The 20,686-nt window shown below is 57.2% G+C and carries 19 protein-coding genes; 13 read left to right on the top strand and 6 right to left on the bottom strand.

What is annotated here, in order from left to right:
- The first annotated feature begins 1 nt into the window (after position 1).
- From murD to lpxC, 9 genes are all read left to right on the top strand, one after another.
- Entirely contained in the window at positions 2 to 1,321 is a 1,320-nt protein-coding gene (gene murD / locus V2S86_RS17510; RefSeq protein WP_330763476.1) for a UDP-N-acetylmuramoyl-L-alanine--D-glutamate ligase, read from the top strand.
- Positions 1,318 to 2,520 carry a cell division protein FtsW gene (gene ftsW, locus V2S86_RS17515; protein WP_006317607.1) on the top strand — a complete coding sequence of 401 codons (1,203 nt, stop codon included), beginning with the start codon at positions 1,318 to 1,320 and terminating at the stop codon, positions 2,518 to 2,520. Before murD ends, ftsW begins: the two co-directional genes overlap by 4 nt.
- A 3-nt stretch (positions 2,521 to 2,523) precedes the next feature.
- Complete coding sequence (murG, locus tag V2S86_RS17520) at positions 2,524 to 3,588, top strand: undecaprenyldiphospho-muramoylpentapeptide beta-N-acetylglucosaminyltransferase (protein ID WP_119805375.1); 1,065 nt, start codon at positions 2,524 to 2,526, stop codon at positions 3,586 to 3,588.
- An 86-nt stretch (positions 3,589 to 3,674) separates the two neighbouring features.
- Positions 3,675 to 5,150 (top strand): UDP-N-acetylmuramate--L-alanine ligase, encoded by a 1,476-nt coding sequence (gene murC, locus V2S86_RS17525; RefSeq protein ID WP_330763477.1) that lies wholly within the window; start codon positions 3,675 to 3,677, stop codon positions 5,148 to 5,150.
- Positions 5,143 to 6,063, top strand: a complete 921-nt coding sequence (locus V2S86_RS17530; RefSeq protein WP_330763478.1) for a D-alanine--D-alanine ligase — start codon at positions 5,143 to 5,145, stop codon at positions 6,061 to 6,063. Before murC ends, V2S86_RS17530 begins: the two co-directional genes overlap by 8 nt.
- 1 nt (position 6,064) lies before the next feature.
- Entirely contained in the window at positions 6,065 to 6,916 is an 852-nt protein-coding gene (ftsQ, locus tag V2S86_RS17535) for a cell division protein FtsQ (protein WP_330763479.1), read from the top strand.
- Positions 6,913 to 8,169 (top strand): cell division protein FtsA, encoded by a 1,257-nt coding sequence (ftsA, locus tag V2S86_RS17540; protein WP_004950148.1) that lies wholly within the window; start codon positions 6,913 to 6,915, stop codon positions 8,167 to 8,169. The genes ftsQ and ftsA overlap by 4 nt, the downstream gene beginning before the upstream one ends.
- A 74-nt stretch (positions 8,170 to 8,243) precedes the next feature.
- A complete protein-coding gene (gene ftsZ / locus V2S86_RS17545) occupies positions 8,244 to 9,398 on the top strand; it encodes a cell division protein FtsZ (protein ID WP_006317617.1) in 1,155 nt (384 codons plus the stop codon).
- Positions 9,399 to 9,501: 103 nt separating this feature from the next.
- Positions 9,502 to 10,419 (top strand): UDP-3-O-acyl-N-acetylglucosamine deacetylase, encoded by a 918-nt coding sequence (gene lpxC, locus V2S86_RS17550; RefSeq protein ID WP_006317618.1) that lies wholly within the window; start codon positions 9,502 to 9,504, stop codon positions 10,417 to 10,419.
- 14 nt (positions 10,420 to 10,433) lie between these two features.
- Here the strand turns inward: lpxC and V2S86_RS17555 are convergent, their stop codons facing one another.
- Complete coding sequence (locus V2S86_RS17555; RefSeq protein ID WP_006317619.1) at positions 10,434 to 10,958, bottom strand: DUF721 domain-containing protein; 525 nt, start codon at positions 10,956 to 10,958, stop codon at positions 10,434 to 10,436.
- Positions 10,959 to 10,984: 26 nt separating this feature from the next.
- Between V2S86_RS17555 and secM the strand changes: the two genes are divergently transcribed.
- From secM to mutT, 3 genes are all read left to right on the top strand, one after another.
- Positions 10,985 to 11,518 (top strand): secA translation cis-regulator SecM, encoded by a 534-nt coding sequence (gene secM, locus V2S86_RS17560; protein ID WP_330763480.1) that lies wholly within the window; start codon positions 10,985 to 10,987, stop codon positions 11,516 to 11,518.
- Between the two features lie 87 nt (positions 11,519 to 11,605).
- Positions 11,606 to 14,317 (top strand): preprotein translocase subunit SecA, encoded by a 2,712-nt coding sequence (secA, locus tag V2S86_RS17565; protein WP_330763481.1) that lies wholly within the window; start codon positions 11,606 to 11,608, stop codon positions 14,315 to 14,317.
- Positions 14,318 to 14,419: 102 nt separating this feature from the next.
- The gene (gene mutT / locus V2S86_RS17570; RefSeq protein WP_330763482.1) at positions 14,420 to 14,824 is read left to right on the top strand and encodes an 8-oxo-dGTP diphosphatase MutT; all 405 of its coding nucleotides are present in this window, start codon (positions 14,420 to 14,422) and stop codon (positions 14,822 to 14,824) included.
- A 38-nt stretch (positions 14,825 to 14,862) separates the two neighbouring features.
- Here mutT and yacG read toward each other — a convergent pair whose 3' ends face one another.
- The 3 genes from yacG to coaE are packed head-to-tail and all read right to left on the bottom strand — an operon-like array spanning position 14,863 to position 16,476.
- Entirely contained in the window at positions 14,863 to 15,054 is a 192-nt protein-coding gene (gene yacG, locus V2S86_RS17575; protein WP_004950159.1) for a DNA gyrase inhibitor YacG, read from the bottom strand.
- A gap of 49 nt (positions 15,055 to 15,103) precedes the next feature.
- Entirely contained in the window at positions 15,104 to 15,856 is a 753-nt protein-coding gene (gene zapD / locus V2S86_RS17580; protein WP_330763483.1) for a cell division protein ZapD, read from the bottom strand.
- A 5-nt stretch (positions 15,857 to 15,861) separates the two neighbouring features.
- Positions 15,862 to 16,476, bottom strand: coding sequence for a dephospho-CoA kinase (coaE, locus tag V2S86_RS17585; protein WP_330763484.1), 615 nt, complete (start codon positions 16,474 to 16,476; stop codon positions 15,862 to 15,864).
- A gap of 459 nt (positions 16,477 to 16,935) precedes the next feature.
- On the opposite strand from coaE, the gene V2S86_RS17590 reads away from it, so the two are divergent.
- The gene (locus V2S86_RS17590; protein WP_330763485.1) at positions 16,936 to 17,979 is read left to right on the top strand and encodes a GMP reductase; all 1,044 of its coding nucleotides are present in this window, start codon (positions 16,936 to 16,938) and stop codon (positions 17,977 to 17,979) included.
- Between the two features lie 62 nt (positions 17,980 to 18,041).
- Here V2S86_RS17590 and hofC read toward each other — a convergent pair whose 3' ends face one another.
- Positions 18,042 to 19,241 (bottom strand): protein transport protein HofC, encoded by a 1,200-nt coding sequence (gene hofC, locus V2S86_RS17595; RefSeq protein WP_330763486.1) that lies wholly within the window; start codon positions 19,239 to 19,241, stop codon positions 18,042 to 18,044.
- Positions 19,238 to 20,686: a type II secretion system protein GspE gene (gspE, locus tag V2S86_RS17600; protein ID WP_330763487.1), complete on the bottom strand. Its 1,449-nt coding sequence runs from the start codon at positions 20,684 to 20,686 to the stop codon at positions 19,238 to 19,240. The genes hofC and gspE overlap by 4 nt, the downstream gene beginning before the upstream one ends.

The raw sequence follows: 20,686 nt of genomic DNA on the forward strand, positions 1-20,686 counted from the left end.
TATGGCGGATTATCAGGGTAAAAAAGTGGTCATCATCGGGTTAGGCCTCACCGGCCTGTCCTGTGTTGATTTCTTTATGGCGCGTGGCGTAACGCCGCGCGTTATGGATACCCGCATTTCGCCGCCGGGGCTGGACAAGCTGCCTGAAAGCGTTGAACGGCATTTGGGCGATTTGAATCTGGACTGGTTACTGGCGGCGGATTTGATCGTTGCCAGCCCGGGCATGGCGCTGGCTCACCCGGCGTTGAGCGCTGCAGCGGATGCAGGTGTGGAGATCGTCGGCGACGTCGAACTGTTCTGCCGCGAAGCCCAGGCACCGATCGTAGCGATTACCGGTTCTAACGGTAAAAGCACCGTCACCACTCTGGTGGGCGAGATGGCGAAAGCGGCCGGTTGGGCGGTGGGCGTGGGCGGTAACATTGGCCTGCCTGCGTTGAGCCTGCTGCGCCAGGAATGCCAACTGTATGTGCTGGAACTGTCAAGTTTCCAACTGGAAACCACCTTCAGCCTGAAAGCGGCTGCGGCGACCATCCTGAACGTGACGGAAGATCATATGGACCGCTATCCGTTTGGCCTGCAGCAGTATCGCGCCGCCAAACTGCGGGTCTATGAAAATGCCAACCTGTGCGTGGTTAACGCGGATGACGCGCTGACCATGCCGGTGCGCGGCGCAGACCAACGCTGCATCAGCTTCGGTGCCGACGTGGGCGACTACCACCTCAATCGTCAACAGGGCGAAACCTGGCTGCGCGTGCGCGGTGAGAAAATCCTGAATACCCGCGAGATGAAGCTGACTGGCCGTCACAACTACACCAATGCGCTGGCGGCACTGGCGTTGGCCGATGCGGTGAATATCCCGCGCGCCTCCAGCCTGAAAGCGCTCACCACCTTTACCGGGTTGGCGCACCGTTTCCAACTGGCCTGGGAACATAACGGCGTACGTTGGATTAACGATTCGAAAGCCACCAATGTCGGCAGCACCGAAGCGGCGTTGAATGGCTTGCAGGTGGACGGCACCTTGCACCTGCTGCTGGGCGGTGACGGCAAGTCTGCCGATTTCTCCCCGTTGGGGCGCTATCTGCAGGGCGATAATGTCCGCCTGTATTGCTTCGGCCGCGATGGCGAACAACTGGCAGAGCTGCGGCCGGAAATCGCTACGCTGACCGACACGATGGAACAGGCGATGCAAACGATCGCCGGCCGGGTGCAGCCAGGCGATATGGTGCTGCTGTCACCGGCGTGCGCCAGCCTGGACCAGTTCCGTAATTTTGAAGTGCGTGGCGACGAGTTTGCCCGCCTGGCACAGGAGCTTGGCGGATGAAACTACGGGTGCCGACGTTCGGGTTGACCGAAAGACTGAAAGACTGGGTGATGGGATCGCGTGAGAACGATTCCGTGAATATGGTGCTGTACGACCGTACCCTGCTATGGCTGACCTTCGGGTTGGCCATTATCGGTTTTGTTATGGTGACCTCGGCGTCAATGCCGATTGGCCAGCGCCTGGCGGACGATCCTTTCCTGTTTGCCAAGCGTGATGCGCTGTATCTCGGGCTGGCCTTTGGCCTGTCGATGGTGACGCTGCGCATCCCGATGGAAGTTTGGCAGCGCTACAGCAATGTGATGCTGCTGTTGTCGATTGTGATGTTGCTGATCGTACTGGTGGTCGGCAGCTCGGTAAACGGCGCATCACGCTGGATCGCGCTGGGCCCGTTGCGTATTCAGCCGGCGGAGCTGTCCAAGCTGTCGCTGTTTTGCTATCTGGCGAGCTACCTGGTGCGCAAGGTAGAAGAAGTGCGTACCAACTTTTGGGGCTTCTGCAAGCCGATGGGCGTAATGGTAGTGCTGGCGGTACTGCTGCTGGCGCAGCCGGACCTCGGTACCGTGGTGGTGTTGTTTATCACAACTCTGGCAATGCTGTTCCTGGCCGGCGCTAAAATGTGGCAGTTCCTGGCGATTATCGGCTCCGGTGCCTTCGCGGTGGTGCTCTTGATCATTGCCGAACCTTACCGTATGCGCCGCGTGACGTCGTTCTGGAACCCGTGGGCCGATCCGTTCGGCAGCGGCTACCAGTTGACCCAGTCGCTGATGGCCTTTGGCCGCGGTGAATTTTGGGGGCAGGGGCTGGGTAACTCGGTACAGAAACTCGAGTATTTGCCTGAAGCGCACACCGACTTTATCTTCTCGATTTTGGGCGAAGAACTCGGCTATATCGGTGTGGTTTTCGCATTGTTAATGGTATTCTTCGTCGCTTTTCGCGCTATGTCGATTGGCCGCCGCGCGCTGGAGATCGATCAGCGCTTTTCCGGCTTTTTGGCCTGCTCGATCGGCGTCTGGTTCAGCTTCCAGGCACTGGTCAACGTCGGCGCCGCAGCCGGCATGCTGCCAACCAAAGGGCTGACGCTGCCGCTGATAAGTTACGGCGGTTCGAGCCTGTTGATTATGTCGACGGCGATCGTGCTGTTACTGCGTATTGATTATGAAACGCGTCTGGCCAAAGCCCAGGCGTTTGTGAAGAGGTAAGGGATGAGCGGGAAACCTAAGCGTTTAATGGTGATGGCAGGCGGTACCGGCGGACACGTGTTCCCGGGACTGGCGGTCGCGCATCATCTGATGGCGCAGGGCTGGCAGGTGCGCTGGCTCGGAACCGCAGACCGAATGGAAGCCGATCTGGTGCCAAAGCACGGGATCGAGATTGATTTCATCCGTATTTCCGGCTTGCGCGGCAAAGGACTGAAAGCACAGCTGAGCGCGCCGTTGCGTATCTGGCATGCGGTACGCCAGGCGAAGGCGATTATGCGCAGCTACCAGCCGGATGTGGTGCTCGGCATGGGCGGCTACGTTTCCGGCCCTGGCGGTTTGGCGGCGTGGTTGTGCGGTATCCCGGTGGTGCTGCATGAACAAAACGGCATTGCCGGGCTGACCAACCGCTGGTTGGCGCGCATCGCCAAAAAAGTATTGCAGGCGTTCCCTGGCGCGTTCCCGAACGCGGACGTCGTGGGCAACCCGGTACGTACCGACGTACTGGCGCTGCCGCTGCCGGCAGAACGACTGACCGGACGTGAAGGGCCCATCCGCGTGCTGGTGATTGGCGGAAGTCAGGGCGCGCGAGTGCTGAATCAGACAGTTCCTGAAGTCGCGGCGAGATTGGGCGATAGAATTACGCTCTGGCATCAGGTAGGCAAAGGTGCACTGGAAAACGTGCTGCGCGACTACGAGAGGGTAGGGCAGACGCAGCATAAGGTGACCGAGTTTATCGATGACATGGCCGCAGCTTACGCCTGGGCTGACGTAGTGGTTTGCCGCTCCGGCGCGCTGACCGTCAGCGAGATCGCTGCCGCTGGCCTGCCGGCGATATTTGTGCCGTTCCAACATAAAGACCGGCAGCAGTACTGGAATGCCCGCCCGCTGGAAGAAGCCGGCGCGGCGAAGATCATCGAACAGCCGCAGTTCAATGCTGATGCGGTGGCTGAGTTACTGGCAGGTTGGGATCGCCCGCAGTTGCTGGCGATGGCAGAAAAAGCGCGTGCCGTGGCGATTCCGGACGCCACCGAGCGTGTGGCGGCTGAGCTGGTGCGGGTTGCCAAATAAATAATGCAGGGGTTCGGTACGCCGGGCCTGAATCAAAGAAATGTCATGTAGGGGCCCGGCATGCCGGACCCGGATTAGAGAGAGTGATGAATACACAACAACTGGCGAAACTACGTACTATCGTGCCCGAGATGCGACGCGTCCGGCACATTCACTTTGTCGGCATCGGTGGCGCCGGCATGGGTGGTATCGCCGAAGTGTTGGCTAACGAAGGTTATCAGATCAGCGGCTCCGACCTGGCGCCTAACCCGGTAACCCAACAGTTGAGCGCGCTCGGGGCGACGATTTATTTCCATCACCGCCCGGAAAACGTGCAGGATGCGAGCGTCGTGGTGGTCTCCACCGCGATTTCCGCCGACAACCCGGAGATTGTCGCCGCCCGTGAAGCGCGTATCCCGGTTATCCGCCGTGCGGAGATGCTGGCCGAACTGATGCGTTTCCGTCACGGCATTGCCGTCGCCGGCACGCACGGCAAGACCACGACCACGGCGATGGTGTCGAGCATTTACGCCGAAGCCGGTCTGGACCCGACCTTTGTCAATGGCGGGCTGGTGAAAGCGGCCGGGACCCATGCGCGTCTGGGGTCCAGCCGTTACCTGATCGCGGAAGCGGATGAGAGCGATGCGTCGTTCCTGCATTTGCAACCGATGGTGGCGATTGTCACCAATATCGAACCCGACCATATGGATACCTATCAGGGCGACTTCGAGAATCTGAAGCAGACGTTTATCAACTTTTTGCACAACCTGCCGTTCTACGGCCGTGCGGTGATGTGTGTTGATGACCCGGTGGTGCGCGAACTGCTGCCACGCGTGGGCCGCCATATCACTACCTACGGCTTCAACGAAGATGCCGATGTGCGCATTGAGAGCTATCGCCAGGTTGGGCCGCAGGGCCACTTTACTCTGAGCCGCCAGGATAAACCCTTGATGACGGTGACCCTGAACGCTCCGGGCCGCCACAACGCGTTGAATGCAGCGGCGGCAGTGGCGGTGGCGACAGAAGAGGGCATTGACGACGAGGATATCCTGCGCGCGCTGGCAGGCTTCCAGGGCACCGGTCGCCGCTTTGATTTCCTGGGCGAGTTCCCGCTGGAGCCGGTGAACGGCAAAAGCGGCACCGCGATGCTGGTCGACGACTATGGCCACCATCCGACCGAAGTCGACGTCACGCTGAAAGCCGCACGCGCCGGCTGGCCGGAAAAACGTCTGGTGATGATTTTCCAGCCGCATCGTTACACGCGTACCCGCGATCTCTACGACGACTTCGCCAACGTGCTGTCACAGGTCGATGTGCTGCTGATGCTCGATGTGTACTCCGCGGGGGAAGCGGCAATTCCGGGGGCGGACAGCCGCTCGCTGTGCCGCACCATACGCAGCCGCGGCAAGCTGGATCCGATCCTGGTTTCCGATGCGGACATCGTACCGGAAACTTTGGCGCAACTGCTGCAAGCCGACGATCTGGTGCTGGTGCAAGGCGCCGGCAACGTGGGCAAAATCGCCCGTAAACTGGCTGAGCTGAAGCTGCAGCCACAGAAAAAAGAGGAGGAACATCATGGCTGATAAAGTTGCCGTACTGCTGGGTGGCACCTCCGCCGAACGTGAAGTGTCATTGCAATCGGGCGCTGCCGTGCTGGCAGGGCTGCGGGAAGCCGGTATCGACGCCCACGGCATCGATATCCGCGATTTCCCGGTAACCCAGCTTAAAGAACATGGTTTTACCAAAGTGTTTATCGCGCTGCACGGGCGCGGCGGCGAGGATGGCACCCTGCAGGGGATGTTGGAATTCCTTGAACTGCCTTATACCGGCAGCGGCGTGATGGCGTCGGCGCTGACCATGGACAAGTGGCGCACCAAGATGGTGTGGCAGTCGATGGGGCTGCCGGTCGCACCTTATGTGGCGCTGAACCGCCGGCAATATGCCGGCGCAGAGAAACAGAGCCTGATTGCTCGCGTGGAGGCTCTGGGCCTGCCGCTGATCGTCAAGCCGAGCCGCGAAGGCTCCAGCGTTGGCATGAGCAAGGTAACCGAACGCGATGCCCTTGAGGCCGCGTTGGAAGAAGGTTTCCGACATGACGACGACGTGCTGGTGGAGAAGTGGCTGAGCGGCCCTGAATACACCGTAGCCATGCTGGGCGACCAGGTGCTGCCTTCTATTCGCATTCAGCCGGCCGGCGTATTTTACGACTACCAAGCCAAGTACATTTCGGACGATACCCAGTATTTCTGTCCAAGTGGCCTGAGCGCTGAACAAGAGGCCGAAATGGCCGCATTGGCCTTACGTGCCTACCGTGGGCTGGACTGCAGCGGGTGGGGCCGCGTGGATGTGATGCAGGATAGCGATGGCAGCTTCTATCTGCTTGAGGTGAATACCTCGCCGGGCATGACCAGTCATAGCCTGGTGCCGATGGCAGCGCGCCAGTCTGGTTTAAGCTTCTCGCAGCTGGTAGCGAGAATTTTGGAGTTGGCCGACTGATATGTCGCAAGCTGCCCTGAATGCGCGTGAACGCGAGGTGGATAACAACCCGCGCCGCAGCAATGGAACCCAATTGGCGGGAATGGTTTTCCTGCTGATGGTGCTGGGAACGGTCCTGTGGAGTGGCTGGATGGTCATTGGCTGGATGAAAGACGCCAGTCGGCTGCCGCTCTCACGGTTGGTGGTTACCGGCGAGCGCCATTACACCACTAACGATGATATTCGCCAGGCGATTCTGGCGCTGGGAGCACCGGGCACGTTCATGACGCAGGATGTCGATGTCATCCAGCAGCAGATTGAACGCCTGCCGTGGATCAAGCAGGCCAGCGTGCGCAAGCAGTGGCCGGACGAGCTGAAGATCCACCTGGTCGAGTATGTCCCGGTGGCGCGCTGGAATGATTTACATATGGTGGACGCCGAAGGCAAATCCTTCAGCGTACCGGCAGAACGAATCGGCAAACAAAAATTGCCGTTGCTCTATGGCCCGGAAGGGAGCGAACAGGATGTTCTGGAAGGTTATCAGGCCATGAGCAACATGTTAGCGGCCAGCAAATTTACGCTGAAAATGGCGGCCATGAGCGCCCGCCATTCCTGGCAGCTGGCTTTGGATAATGATGTTCGGCTGGAGCTGGGACGCGACGATCGTACCGGACGCCTGCAGCGGTTTATCGAGCTCTATCCGGTATTGCTGCAGCAGGGGCAGGCAGAAAGCAAGCGCGTCAACTATGTCGATTTGCGCTACGAGTCCGGCGCCTCGGTAGGTTGGACGCCGATATTGATCGACCCGCAGGCGGTAGGCGGTCAGCAGAACAGTAATCAGCAACAGAATCAGGCACAGGCAAAACAACAATGATCAAGTCGACGGACAGAAAACTGGTAGTTGGACTGGAGATCGGTACTGCAAAAGTCTCCGCATTGGTAGGGGAAGTTCTGCCCGATGGCATGGTCAACATTATCGGGGTGGGCAGTTGCCCGTCTCGCGGTATGGATAAGGGTGGCGTTAACGACCTGGAGTCGGTAGTCAAATGCGTACAGCGTGCTATCGATCAGGCCGAGCTGATGGCGGATTGCCAGATTTCTTCGGTTTACCTGGCATTATCGGGCAAACACATCAGCTGTCAAAACGAGATAGGGATGGTTCCTATTTCCGAAGAGGAAGTGACGCAGGAAGATGTGGAGAACGTGGTGCATACCGCTAAATCGGTACGCGTACGTGACGAACACCGCATCCTGCACGTTATCCCTCAGGAATACGCCATCGACTATCAGGAAGGCATCAAGAACCCGGTTGGGTTGTCCGGCGTGCGCATGCAGGCCAAGGTGCACCTGATTACCTGCCATAACGATATGGCAAAGAATATTGTCAAAGCGGTAGAACGCTGTGGTCTGAAAGTTGACCAACTTATTTTCGCCGGTCTGGCCGCCAGCTATGCGGTACTGACCGAGGATGAGCGCGAACTTGGCGTTTGTGTGGTGGATATCGGCGGCGGCACCATGGATATGGCGGTGTACACCGGCGGTGCGCTGCGCCACACCAAAGTGATCCCTTACGCCGGGAACGTGGTCACCAGCGATATCGCTTACGCCTTCGGCACGCCGCCGACAGACGCGGAAGCGATCAAAGTTCGACACGGCTGTGCGCTTGGGTCGATTGTTAGCAAGGATGAAAGTGTAGAGGTGCCAAGCGTTGGGGGACGTCCTCCTCGTAGTCTGCAAAGACAGACACTGGCTGAAGTGATTGAGCCACGCTACACCGAACTGTTGAATCTGGTTAACGATGAAATTTTGCAATTGCAGGAGCAACTGCGTCAGCAAGGGGTGAAGCATCATCTGGCAGCGGGCATTGTGCTGACCGGTGGCGCCGCCCAAATTGATGGCCTGGCAGCTTGTGCGCAACGGGTGTTCCACACCCAGGTACGCATCGGCCAACCCTTGAACATCACGGGTCTGACGGATTATGCGCAGGAGCCTTACTACTCTACGGCGGTAGGTCTGCTGCACTATGGAAAAGAGTCTCACCTGAGTGGTGAGGCAGAAGTAGAAAAACGCGCCTCGGTGGGCAATTGGTTTAAACGTATCAATAGCTGGCTGAGAAAAGAGTTTTAATGTTTCAACAAAGAGATCATGCTGAGTAATCTTTTTATGATCTCGCAGCGACAGGCACAAAACGGAGAGAAACTATGTTTGAACCAATGGAACTAACCAATGACGCGGTGATTAAAGTCATCGGCGTCGGCGGTGGCGGTGGCAACGCCGTTGAACACATGGTGCGCGAGCGCATCGAAGGTGTTGAATTCTTCGCCGTTAATACAGACGCTCAGGCGCTTCGTAAAACGGCAGTTGGCCAAACCATCCAGATCGGTAGCGGTATTACCAAAGGTCTGGGTGCTGGCGCGAACCCTGAAGTGGGTCGCAATTCAGCGGAAGAAGATCGTGAAGCTCTGCGCGCCGCGCTCGATGGTGCAGACATGGTCTTCATTGCAGCCGGCATGGGCGGCGGTACCGGTACCGGTGCAGCACCTGTTGTGGCTGAAGTTGCTAAAGATCTGGGTATTCTGACAGTGGCCGTGGTTACCAAGCCTTTCAATTTTGAAGGCAAGAAACGCATGGCGTTCGCTGAGCAGGGTATTGCAGAGCTGTCCAAGCATGTGGACTCACTGATCACTATCCCGAACGACAAGCTGTTGAAAGTTCTGGGTCGCGGCATTTCTCTGCTGGACGCGTTCGGCGCGGCCAACGACGTGCTGAAAGGCGCGGTGCAGGGGATCGCCGAGCTGATCACCCGTCCGGGCCTGATGAACGTCGACTTCGCCGACGTGCGCACCGTGATGTCCGAAATGGGCTACGCGATGATGGGTTCCGGCGTTGCCTGTGGTGAAGACCGTGCTGAAGAAGCGGCGGAAATGGCGATCTCCAGCCCACTGCTGGAAGACATCGACCTGTCCGGCGCTCGCGGCGTTCTGGTCAACATCACCGCCGGCTTCGACCTGCGTCTGGATGAGTTCGAAACCGTGGGTAACACCATTCGTGCTTTCGCTTCCGACAACGCTACCGTGGTTATCGGGACTTCGCTGGATCCGGAAATGAACGACGAACTGCGCGTGACCGTGGTTGCGACCGGTATCGGCATGGACAAACGTCCTGAAATCACTCTGGTGACCAATAAACAGGTTAGCCAGCCAGTGATGGATCATCGCTACCAGCAGCACGGCATGTCGCCGTTGCCGCAGGAAGTGAAACCAGCCGCCAAGGTGGTCAACGATCCGACTGCGCAGCCTAATAAAGAGCCCGACTATCTTGATATTCCTGCCTTCCTGCGCAAGCAGGCGGACTAAGAATATCCTGAGAATTTGGAATCTCCGCTCTTTGTGCTAAACTGTCCCGCCGGCCATGCTGTATGCTTGGTCGGTAGGATGGATAACATTGCGAGATAAAACGATGATCAAACAAAGGACATTAAAACGTATTGTTCAGGCGACTGGTGTCGGTTTGCATACCGGCAAGAAGGTCACGCTGACAATGCGCCCAGCGTCGGCTAATACCGGGGTCATCTATCGTCGCACTGACTTGAATCCACCGGTTGATTTTCCGGCTGATGCAAAATCCGTGCGTGATACCATGCTCTGTACTTGCCTGGTCAATGAGCATGACGTGCGTATTTCTACCGTTGAGCATCTGAATGCTGCGCTGGCTGGGCTGGGTATCGACAACATCATTATTGAAGTTGACGCCGCCGAAATCCCAATCATGGACGGTAGCGCCAGTCCGTTCGTCTATCTGTTGCTGGACGCCGGCATCGAAGAACTGAACTCAGCGAAGAAATTCCTGCGTCTGAAAGACACCGTGCGTGTTGAAGATGGCGACAAATGGGCAGAACTGTCCCCGCATAACGGGTTCCGTCTGGACTTTACCATCGACTTCAACCACCCGGCGATCGACGCCAGCACGCAACGCTACCGCCTGGATTTTTCCGCCGACTCGTTCGTGCGTCAAATCAGCCGTGCGCGTACCTTCGGTTTTATGCGTGACATCGAGTATTTGCAGTCACGTGGTTTGGCTCTGGGCGGCAGCTTTGACTGCGCCATCGTGGTAGATGACTACCGCGTTCTGAACGAAGACGGCCTGCGCTTTGAAGACGAATTCGTACGCCACAAAATGCTGGACGCCATCGGCGACCTGTTCATGTGCGGCCACAACATCATTGGCGCGTTTACCGCGTACAAGTCTGGTCATGCGCTGAACAATAAGCTGCTGCAAGCCGTTCTGGCGAAACAGGAAGCGTGGGAATACGTCACCTTCCAGGACGAAGCCGAAATGCCCTTGGCATTCAAAGCCCCGTCCACCGTATTGGCATAAGCCGATACCGCTGATTACTTCTTACGACTGGTAGCGTTGGCACTCTCTCCGGCCAACGACGCCAGTCGTTCCAATACCTTGCGCAGTTTTTCCGGACTCCGGCTCGCCAATCCTCTTAATTCCTCAGCACTTTCCTGACTCAGATGCCGCATGGGCACTTTTGTCTGCGTATTTCCCAAGGTTTTTGCGGCGTCCTGCACAAGGTTGCTCCCTTTTGCCATCAAGGCCGGATTAATCCTGATGTCGATCGACGACAATGATGGTAGAATTTGCGCTCGTAGTGCAGATAATAGAGCCGGTTGTTCGTAGCGCAGGCGCATCAACCAGCTGGCATTGGCCGTTTCTAGCACTAAAATACCCTGTCGGAAATTCGCGACGCGGCACCAGGGATGCAGTTGAACGGGCAATACGCCTTTCACTGCACGGTTAAGCTTAAGCAGCGCCACAGCGCGTTGCTGGACGTTATGCAGCGGCCCTTTGTCTTCTGCAGACGCGTCGTCGAACAGGACATCTAATAATTGTGGACGGCTATCGCGCATAATGGGCTCCGGCGGATTATAAACTCGTGATCGGTATTCTAAATCGTTGGCGACAATTTGGCAGACGTTATTTCTGGCCCCATCTCCTGTTAGGGATGGTCGCGGCCACGCTTGGCGTACCTTCAAATCTGTCAGGCAACTCCGATCAAGCCGCTCTGCCGAGCACCTCGTCCAGCCTGAACCGGCAAAATTCCGCCAGCGGCGCCTTTAATAGCCTGGCGTTGCTGCAAGAAGCGCACCGTCGCCCGACCTTCAGCGTCGACTATTGGCACCAGCATGCGCTTCGTACCGTCATTCGTCACCTTTCTTTTGCGCTTGCGCCGCAGGCAGTTTACGCACGGGTGCAGGAAAGCGAGGTGGAAGTCGCTGAACCTCCGCTGCAGGTGGCGCAGCTGGCGCTGCTTTCCACACTCAACGCGCTGCTGACGCATGAGCCGAAGCCGCCGACCATCATTCGTAATACCCATCATGCCGTGCTGCCCGCTTTTGCGCAGCATCAGACCGGCTTGTGGCTCGCGCAGGTGCGGGGCATCCGCGCCGGGCCGATGGCGTCAAGCTGATTCTTTGCCCTCTGGGCGACAAAAAACCTAAAAATAACAGCAAGTTGACTGCCTGTGTTGGCCGTCATGACAGAGATATTAAACATCATGTTAGTGAAATTATTGACCAAAGTTTTTGGTAGCCGTAACGATCGTACACTGCGTCGCATGCGCAAGTCGGTTGAACTTATCAACCGCATGGAACCGGACATGGAAAAGCTGTCCGATGACGAACTGAAAGCCAAGACCAACGAGTTCCGTGCGCGCCTGGAAAAGGGCGAAGTGCTGGAAAATCTGCTCCCGGAAGCTTTCGCCGTGGTACGCGAGGCGAGCAAGCGCGTATTCGGGATGCGCCATTTCGACGTGCAACTGCTCGGCGGTATGGTATTGAACGATCGCTGCATCGCGGAAATGCGTACCGGTGAAGGTAAAACGCTGACCGCAACTCTGCCTGCCTACCTGAACGCCCTGAGCGGCCGCGGTGTGCACGTAGTGACCGTCAATGACTATTTGGCACAGCGTGACGCCGAAAACAACCGCCCGCTGTTCGAGTTCCTTGGCCTGAGCATCGGTATCAACCTGCCGGGCATGCCTGCGCCGGCCAAGCGCGAAGCCTATGCCGCCGATATTACCTACGGCACCAACAACGAATACGGTTTCGACTATCTGCGCGACAACATGGCGTTCAGCCCGGAAGAGCGCGTTCAACGCAAGCTGCACTATGCGCTGGTGGATGAGGTTGACTCCATCCTGATCGATGAAGCCCGTACTCCGCTGATCATCTCCGGCCCGGCCGAAGACAGCTCAGAAATGTACATCAAGGTTAACAAGCTGATTCCAAAACTTATCCGTCAGGAAAAAGAGGATTCAGACTCCTTCCAGGGCGAAGGCCACTTCTCGGTAGACGAGAAAGCGCGCCAGGTGCACCTGACCGAACGCGGCCTGATCCTGATCGAAGAAATGCTGGTGGAAGCCGGCATTATGGAAGAAGGCGAGTCACTGTACTCACCGACCAACATCATGTTGATGCACCATGTGACCGCCGCTTTGCGCGCGCACGTGCTGTTCACCCGCGACGTTGACTACATCGTGAAAGACGGTGAAGTGATCATCGTTGACGAACATACCGGCCGAACCATGCAGGGCCGCCGTTGGTCCGATGGTCTGCATCAGGCGGTGGAAGCCAAAGAAGGCGTAGAAATCCAGAACGAGAACCAGACGCTGGCCTCCATCACCTTCCAGAACTACTTCCGTCTGTACGAGAAGCTGGCCGGCATGACCGGTACTGCCGACACCGAAGCGTTCGAATTCAGCTCCATCTACAAGCTGGATACCATCGTGGTGCCGACCAATCGCCCGATGCTGCGTAAAGACATGCCGGATCTGGTCTATATGACCGAGCTGGAGAAGATTGGCGCCATCATTGAAGATATCCGCGAGCGTACCGCCAACGGCCAGCCGGTACTGGTGGGGACTATCTCGATCGAAAAATCCGAAGTCGTTTCCCGCGAACTGGCGAAGGCCGGCATCGACCACAAGGTACTGAACGCCAAATTCCACGCCATGGAAGCGGACATCGTGGCGCAGGCTGGCCAGACAGGTGCGGTGACTATCGCCACCAACATGGCGGGCCGTGGTACCGATATCGTGTTGGGCGGCAGCTGGCAGGCAGAGATTGCCCAGTTGGAAGAGCCAACCGAAGAGCAAATCGCGGCGATTAAAGAAGCCTGGAAAATCCGCCATGAAGCGGTATTGAAGGCGGGTGGTTTGCACATCATCGGTACCGAGCGCCATGAATCGCGCCGTATCGATAACCAGCTGCGCGGCCGTTCCGGTCGTCAGGGTGACGCCGGTTCATCTCGCTTCTACCTGTCGATGGAAGATGCTCTGATGCGTATTTTCGCCTCGGATCGCGTTTCCGGCATGATGCGTAAACTGGGCATGAAAGAGGGTGAGGCCATTGAGCACCCGTGGGTCACCAAGGCGATTGCCAACGCACAGCGTAAAGTGGAAAGCCGTAACTTCGATATTCGTAAGCAACTGCTGGAATACGATGATGTGGCCAGCGATCAGCGTCGCGCTATCTACAGCCAGCGTAATGAGCTGCTGGACGTGTCCGACGTGAGCGAAACCATTGCCAGCATCCGCGAAGACGTCTTCAAGACCACCATTGACAGCTACATTACGCCGCAGTCGCTGGAAGAAGAGTGGGATATTCAGGGTTTGGAAGAGCGCCTGAAAAACGATTTCGACCTGGATATGCCTATCGCCGAATGGCTGGATAAAGAGCCGGATCTGCACGAGGAAACGCTGCGTGAGCGTATTCTGGAAAAGGCCAAGGAAGAGTATCTGCGCAAAGAAGAAGTGGTTGGCACGGATATGATGCGCAACTTCGAGAAGGGCGTGATGCTGCAGACGCTGGATTCTCTGTGGAAGGAGCATCTGGCGGCAATGGACTACCTGCGTCAGGGCATCCACCTGCGTGGCTATGCGCAGAAAGACCCGAAGCAAGAGTACAAGCGTGAATCCTTCAACATGTTTGCGACCATGTTGGAATCGCTGAAATACGAAGTGATCAGCGTATTGAGCAAAGTGCAGGTGCGGATGCCGGAAGAGGTTGAGGCAATGGAGCTGCAGCGCCGTGAAGAAGCGGAGCGCCTGGCGGCACAGCAACAGTTGAGCCACTACGAAGAAAATTCGTTGGTCACCGAGGATCCTAATGCGCCTGCAAGCGCGGAGCGCAAGGTAGGCCGTAACGATCTTTGCCCGTGCGGTTCAGGTAAAAAATACAAACAGTGCCACGGCCGCCTGCAGAAGTAAGCCCGGTAGCCTTTAACGACTCAAACCCAGGGGTTCAGCATGCTGAGCCCCTGTTTTTTAGGGCCAAAGCCCGCGCCCTTATGAATCAATCAGGAGGATGCGATGAAGCATCTGAACATCGCCGTCGGTATCATTCGCAATGCCCGGCAGGAAATTTTTATCACCCGTCGGGCTGCCGATTCGCATATGGCCGGTTTCTGGGAGTTTCCCGGCGGTAAAATTGAGCAAGGGGAAACCCCAGAACAGGCGCTGAGCCGCGAATTACGCGAAGAAACCGGTATTGAAACCGAACGCGCAGCGCTGCTGGAAGTGCTGGAACACCGCTTTAGCGACCGCATCGTCACGCTGAACTTCTATCTGGTAGAAAGTTGGCAGGGCGAGCCGTTTGGCCGGGAAGGCCAGCCCATGCGCTGGGTGAAGCAGGCGGATTTGCGTGAGGAAGAGTTCCCCGAAGCCAATATCAGCATTATCAAACTGCTGGTGCAGCAGGCCACCGCAGCGCAATAAGACCAAAGGCCCGGCGGGTGCCGGGCCCGCAGGGACGATCAGAGATCGTCCTTTTCACTCCATTCTTCGCTTTCCGACAGATCGCTGTTACTGGGAATGCGCTTCTCTTCATCGGCCCATTCGCCGAGATCGATTAACTGGCAGCGTTTGCTGCAAAATGGGCGGAACGGGCTCACTTCACCCCATACCACGCCTTTGCCACAGGTTGGGCATTTCACTACGGTAGTCATCTTCTGTTCCTTACTCCCTTCCACGCGTGAAAGGTTTTATATCATTGGGTTAGCAACAGGCCAACTCAAAGGTTAACCGTTCCGGCACTACGCCAAGCTCGCTGTCCAACGGCAGGAAACGGATCGCATAACGTGTTTTATGGCCGGAAATCTGCGGATAAAGCTGGTGTGCCAGGTTAATGCGCAAACGCAACAGATCGGCGCCTTCAGCGTTATCCTGGAAGAAGCCGTTCAAGCTGATTTGGTTGCGGAATGGCCCGGCCTGACGGATCAGATCCAGCACCATCGTCAGCGCCAGATTCAACGGCTCCAGGGTCAGCAGCCAATCAGTGACGTCGGTATCTCGCTCTTGCTGCGGCGCATGCATCCACATGTGCAACGTGGGCAAGTCAAAGCTGCAGCAACCGCCGGGGATGCTCAGACGTTGGCGCACCAGGCTAATCAGCCGATCTTCGCGCAGCGCCTGCCCGAGACGCGGCGCGGACATCAGCGCCGCAGCGCGTTCCTTCAGTTGGCCGCGCAGCTGATCCATCACGGACATATCGACGCCCGGCACATCGGCCCATGCCAACAGCTTCTGCTGTTGACGCTCCAGCTCTTTCAGCAGCTCGGTGCGCACTTCGCCGCGTTCCAATACGTCCAGCAGGTCCGAAACGGTGCGGAAGAAGGTCAGCGCAATGGCGGTTTCGCTCAATGCCCGCTGGCCATGCAATTGTTGCAGTAAAAACTCGATACGCAGCCAGGTGCGCATTTTTTCATTCAACGGATGTTCAAAAAGAACGCTTGGGAAAACATCATTCATTCAGTTTAATCCTGTCGGGTCGCTGATACCGCCAGTTCAAGGTAGCGGCGATGCAGTGCGGCAACAAATGGCTCTATCCCCTGAGCGGTACCGCTATTATCGATTATGTCGTCTGCAACGGCCAGGCGCTGGTCACGCGTGGCCTGTGCAGACATGATGTTTTGCGCCTGTTGGCGGTTGATTCCGTCGCGAGTGACGGTTCTTGCCAATTGCGTTTCGCTGTCGACATCGACTACCAGCACGCGATCTGCACGCGCTTGCAGGTTATTTTCCACCAGCAGCGGCACTACCCACAGCGCGTAGGGGCTGGCGACCTGCGCCAACCGGCGTTGGGTTTCCTGATGAATCAGCGGATGCAGCAATTGATTCAGCCAGCGTTTTTCATCCGGGTTGCTGAATATACGTTGACGCAGTGCGGAACGGTTAAGCGTGCCGTCAGCCAGCAACATTTCATTACCAAAACGTTCGGCGATAGCGGCTAAAGCCGGGGTGCCGGGTTCGACCACCTGCCGTGCAATGACGTCAGCGTCGACAATCTCCACGCCGTGGCGGGCAAAGGCGTCTGCTACGGTGGACTTACCGCTGCCGATACCCCCTGTCAACGCTACAATGTAGGCCATGGTATAAAATGCATCCGATATTCATAAAAAAATAATAGACGAATCATAAAGCGATCGTGCAGAAGTGCAAGTCGGTAGGGAGCGCTAGCCTGGCAGGTTGCATTGTATGGTGATAAAAAACGCGACAGGGACAGGAAAATGAGTGATAAATCACACCGCATGTTCGTAGGTAAATTTGTCGGATTGTAACGTAAATAAAGGTGAATTCGCAGTCTTGTCCGGTGATTTTTCCCGCGTATGATAGCGTCACTGGAACTGGCATTAATCTATACCCGTCATTCTTCAAGTTGCAGGTGTGTTGACTGCGAGTGTTCACCCGAATCACTTACGTGAGTAAGCTCATCGGGACTCTCACTCTTGTCGCCTTCCTGCAACTCGAATTATTTAGGGTATACCCCGTCGCTTTTCAAGCCATTGCGTTCTTGCGATCCGTCGCCAAAAACCAGGAAATCATAAGTCATGCGTATTGAAGAAGATTTGAAGTTAGGCTTTAAAGATGTGCTGATTCGCCCAAAGCGTTCCACGTTGAAAAGCCGTTCTGAGGTTGAACTGGAGCGTCAGTTTACCTTCAAACATTCTGGCTGGAACTGGTCCGGTGTGCCGATTATTGCCGCCAACATGGACACGGTCGGCACCTTCAGCATGGCAGAAGCCCTGGCTTCCTTCGATGTTCTCACCGCCGTACACAAACACTACACCGTTGAACAATGGGCCGCATTCGTGCAGCGCGTACCGACATCGTTGCTGCGCCATGTTATGGTTTCAACCGGCACCTCAGAAGCCGACTTTGTGAAGATGAAGCAGATTCTGGCACTGTCACCGGATCTGAAGTTTATCTGCATCGACGTGGCCAACGGTTACTCGGAGCATTTTGTCGCCTTCTTGCAGAAAGCGCGCGAAGCTTGCCCGAACCATGTGATCTGCGCCGGTAACGTGGTCACTGGCGAAATGGTGGAAGAACTGATCCTGTCCGGCGCCGATATCGTAAAAGTCGGCATTGGCCCGGGGTCGGTTTGCACCACTCGGGTAAAAACCGGTGTAGGTTATCCGCAGTTGTCTGCTGTGATTGAGTGCGCCGATGCGGCACACGGTCTCGGTGGTCAAATCGTCAGCGATGGAGGCTGTTCTGTGCCGGGCGACGTGGCCAAAGCCTTTGGTGGCGGTGCTGATTTTGTCATGCTGGGCGGTATGTTGGCCGGGCATGACGAATGTGAAGGCACAGTAGTGGAAGAGAACGGCGAAAAATTCATGCTGTTCTACGGCATGAGCTCCGAGTCGGCGATGAAGCGCCACGTGGGCGGCGTTGCCGAATACCGTGCCGCCGAGGGAAAAACCGTCAAGTTGCCCCTGCGCGGTGAGGTTGAGTTTACCGTGCGTGATATCCTCGGTGGCTTGCGCTCCGCCTGCACCTATGTTGGCGCAGAACGCCTGAAAGAGCTGACCAAGCGCACCACCTTCATCCGCGTAGCGGAGCAGGAAAACCGCGTATTTGGCGCTAAGTAACCTGTAGGGGAGTTACTTCCTGGGGCACAGTTCATATTTTGCTGTGCTCCAGACCGCTCTGCTTATCCCAAAACATTCCCCAATTGAAAGATCGGCAGATACATGGCGATCACCAGCGTCCCGACTATTGCGCCCACCACCAACATCAATATCGGCTCCAGCGTTTGCGCCAGCGTATCGGCCAGTTCAAAGGTTTGCTGCTCATGCCACAGCGCCAGCTTGCCCAGCAAGGTGTCAAGCGAGCCGGACTCTTCGCCCACCCGCACCAACTGTTGGCATAATGGGGGAAAGAGCACCTGTTGGCCCAGGGCGCTGTAGAAGGTATGCCCCTGTGCAATCTGTTGCCTAACTGTCTCAATCGCCTGGCGGTAAAACAGGCTGTCTACCGACAGCGCTGCGGCGTTCAGCCCCTCAACCAGCGTTAGCCCCGCCTGCTGCGTCATGGCCAGGATACGGAATATTTGGCTCAGGCAGCCACCCTTGATCAGCTGCGCGATCAGCGGCAAGCGCAACAGGGTCGCCTGTTCGCGCCTTCGCCACTGTGGCTGTGGGTGCAGCCAACGGAAATAAGAAAGCACCGCGCCGGCCATTATCAACGCCAACCATGGCCCGCTGCGGATCAAGATCGCGGACAGGTTCAATAGCCCCTGGGTAAACCAGGGCAATGGCGCATCGAACGACTGGTAAACGCCGGCAAACTCCGGGAGCACCATCACCAGCATCAGAATACTCACCAACAGTGCTACTGCGCAGATAAACAGCGGGTAACGCAGCGCCTTAATCACCTTTTTTTGCAGTTTTTGTTGCGCCTCTTGTTGTTGGGCCAGTTGCAGGCAACAAGCGTCAAGATTGCCGGTCAGTTCCCCGATGGCGATCAACTGGCGGTAGATGAGCGGGAAAATGGCATGTTGTCCGGCGATAACGTCGGAGAAGGGTTGCCCCTGCCGTACCTGTTCGGTTATCTCGCGCAGCAGGCAGCGCCAGGCGGCAGACGGATGTTCCTCCGCCAGCAGTTGTAATCCGTTGACCAGCGGTAACCCGGCTTGCAGCAGGGTGGCGAGCTGGCGGGTGAATTGGATCATGGGTTCGCCACGCCAGTGGGCGGGGGAAATGCGTTTCCCGCTATTGATCTGGCAGGGCTGCAATCCCTGTTCAATAAGCCACTGGCTGACCCGTTGTTTTTCGTCGCTCATCCGTTCACCCAGGCGCAACTGGCCGTGCGGATCGACGGCTTGCCAAAGGAAAAGGCGTTGTGTTTTCACGGTGCGGCTCCGCTTTCGGCGGAGAAGCCGACAATGCGATATACCTCTTCCAGCGAAGTGAGGCCTTGAGAAACCAGCGTTAATCCAGCTTGCAGTAGCGTTATCTGCCCTTGTTGTCGGGCGATATCGGCCAGTCGATCGGGAGCTGCGCCCTGCAACAGACCGGCTTGCACTTCCGGTGTGATCATCAGCAGTTCATAAACCCCTGTACGGCCATAGTAACCGCTAAAACAGTGCTCGCATCCGTCAGCCTGCCAGGGGATCAGGGGAGTGGCCCAAATGGCGGCGGGAAAGTGCACTGGCTGGTTCTGTTGATAACGACAGTGGCTGCACAGTTTGCGTACCAGTCGCTGGGCGATAACCAGCTTCAGACAGGCGGCGATCAGATAACCCGGAATGCCCATATGGGTCAGGCGCGTCAGGGTTTCGCTGGTGGAATTGGTGTGCAGCGTCGAGAGGACCAAATGACCGGTCTGAGCGGCTTTCACTGCGATTTCCGCCGTTTCCCGGTCGCGGATCTCACCGATCATGATGACGTCCGGATCCTGGCGCAGCAAGGCGCGCAATACGCGAGAAAAATCCAACTCAGTCTTGGGGTTTATCTGGGTTTGATTAACACCGAACAGCGGGATTTCAATCGGGTCCTCGACGCTGCATAAATTGCTTTGCGCGTCATTCAATTGCCGCAGGCCGCTGTACAGCGTGACGGTTTTACCGCTGCCGGTCGGGCCAGTGACCAGGATCATGCCCTGCGGACAAGACAGAGCCTCAGCATACTGCGCCAGCGCCGTTTGGCTCATACCCAATTGATCCAACGGCAGCTCCTGGCGTTCGGTTTGCAGGATCCTCAGCACCACTTTCTCACCGTGCAGCGTCGGCAGGGTGGCGATGCGCATCGAGTAACCGGCGTTATCCAGTTGCACGCTGAGCTGCCCATCCTGCGGCAGGCGGCGCTCGGCGATATCCAACTGCCCCATGATCTTCAGCCGGGCGACAAGGGGGGCGGCAAGCGGGAAAGGCGGTGAAGCTACGGCCTGCAACACGCCGTCGATACGTAGCCGGATACGCAGTGTCTGCTGATAAGGTTCGAAATGAATGTCCGAGGCGCGTCGTTGCAGGGCGATGCGCAGCGTCTGGTTGATAAACTGCACCACGGGTGCGTCGTTGTCGTCATTCAACGAGGGCGCGTCCGGTTTGGCCTCCTGCGTGTTTTGCCCAAGCCGGTCGCCCTGCATCTGCCGGCGGTTCAGTTCCAGCTCCAACCGGGCCGCAGGCCACTGCTCAAGATGAATGCGTTTGCCGGTGGCGAAACGCAGGGCCGGCAGCAGCCCCTGCGGTACGTCAGCGCTCAGAGCCACGGTCAGGCTGTCGTCGTCTTCGCTGAGTGCCAGTGCTTGGTAGCGTTGGCACAGGGCGTGAATTTCATCGCTGATACCGATGCTCAT

The sequence above is a fragment of the Serratia sp. C2(1) genome, from assembly GCF_036352655.1.
In the GTDB taxonomy this organism is placed as follows: Bacteria; Pseudomonadota; Gammaproteobacteria; order Enterobacterales; family Enterobacteriaceae; genus Serratia; species Serratia inhibens.

Excerpts from the sequence above, each read along its gene's own strand:
- murC (WP_330763477.1), top strand. The coding sequence starts at position 3,675 with ATGAATACACAACAACTGGCGAAACTACGTACTATCGTGCCCGAGATG.
- lpxC (WP_006317618.1), top strand. The coding sequence starts at position 9,502 with ATGATCAAACAAAGGACATTAAAACGTATTGTTCAGGCGACTGGTGTC.
- murG (WP_119805375.1), top strand. The coding sequence starts at position 2,524 with ATGAGCGGGAAACCTAAGCGTTTAATGGTGATGGCAGGCGGTACCGGC.
- secA (WP_330763481.1), top strand. The coding sequence starts at position 11,606 with ATGTTAGTGAAATTATTGACCAAAGTTTTTGGTAGCCGTAACGATCGT.
- mutT (WP_330763482.1), top strand. The coding sequence starts at position 14,420 with ATGAAGCATCTGAACATCGCCGTCGGTATCATTCGCAATGCCCGGCAG.
- ftsW (WP_006317607.1), top strand. The coding sequence starts at position 1,318 with ATGAAACTACGGGTGCCGACGTTCGGGTTGACCGAAAGACTGAAAGAC.
- ftsA (WP_004950148.1), top strand. The coding sequence starts at position 6,913 with ATGATCAAGTCGACGGACAGAAAACTGGTAGTTGGACTGGAGATCGGT.
- murD (WP_330763476.1), top strand. The coding sequence starts at position 2 with ATGGCGGATTATCAGGGTAAAAAAGTGGTCATCATCGGGTTAGGCCTC.
- ftsZ (WP_006317617.1), top strand. The coding sequence starts at position 8,244 with ATGTTTGAACCAATGGAACTAACCAATGACGCGGTGATTAAAGTCATC.
- yacG (WP_004950159.1), bottom strand. The coding sequence starts at position 15,054 with ATGACTACCGTAGTGAAATGCCCAACCTGTGGCAAAGGCGTGGTATGG.
- V2S86_RS17530 (WP_330763478.1), top strand. The coding sequence starts at position 5,143 with ATGGCTGATAAAGTTGCCGTACTGCTGGGTGGCACCTCCGCCGAACGT.
- V2S86_RS17590 (WP_330763485.1), top strand. The coding sequence starts at position 16,936 with ATGCGTATTGAAGAAGATTTGAAGTTAGGCTTTAAAGATGTGCTGATT.
- V2S86_RS17555 (WP_006317619.1), bottom strand. The coding sequence starts at position 10,958 with ATGCGCGATAGCCGTCCACAATTATTAGATGTCCTGTTCGACGACGCG.
- ftsQ (WP_330763479.1), top strand. The coding sequence starts at position 6,065 with ATGTCGCAAGCTGCCCTGAATGCGCGTGAACGCGAGGTGGATAACAAC.
- coaE (WP_330763484.1), bottom strand. The coding sequence starts at position 16,476 with ATGGCCTACATTGTAGCGTTGACAGGGGGTATCGGCAGCGGTAAGTCC.
- zapD (WP_330763483.1), bottom strand. The coding sequence starts at position 15,856 with ATGAATGATGTTTTCCCAAGCGTTCTTTTTGAACATCCGTTGAATGAA.
- gspE (WP_330763487.1), bottom strand. The coding sequence starts at position 20,686 with ATGAGCATCGGTATCAGCGATGAAATTCACGCCCTGTGCCAACGCTAC.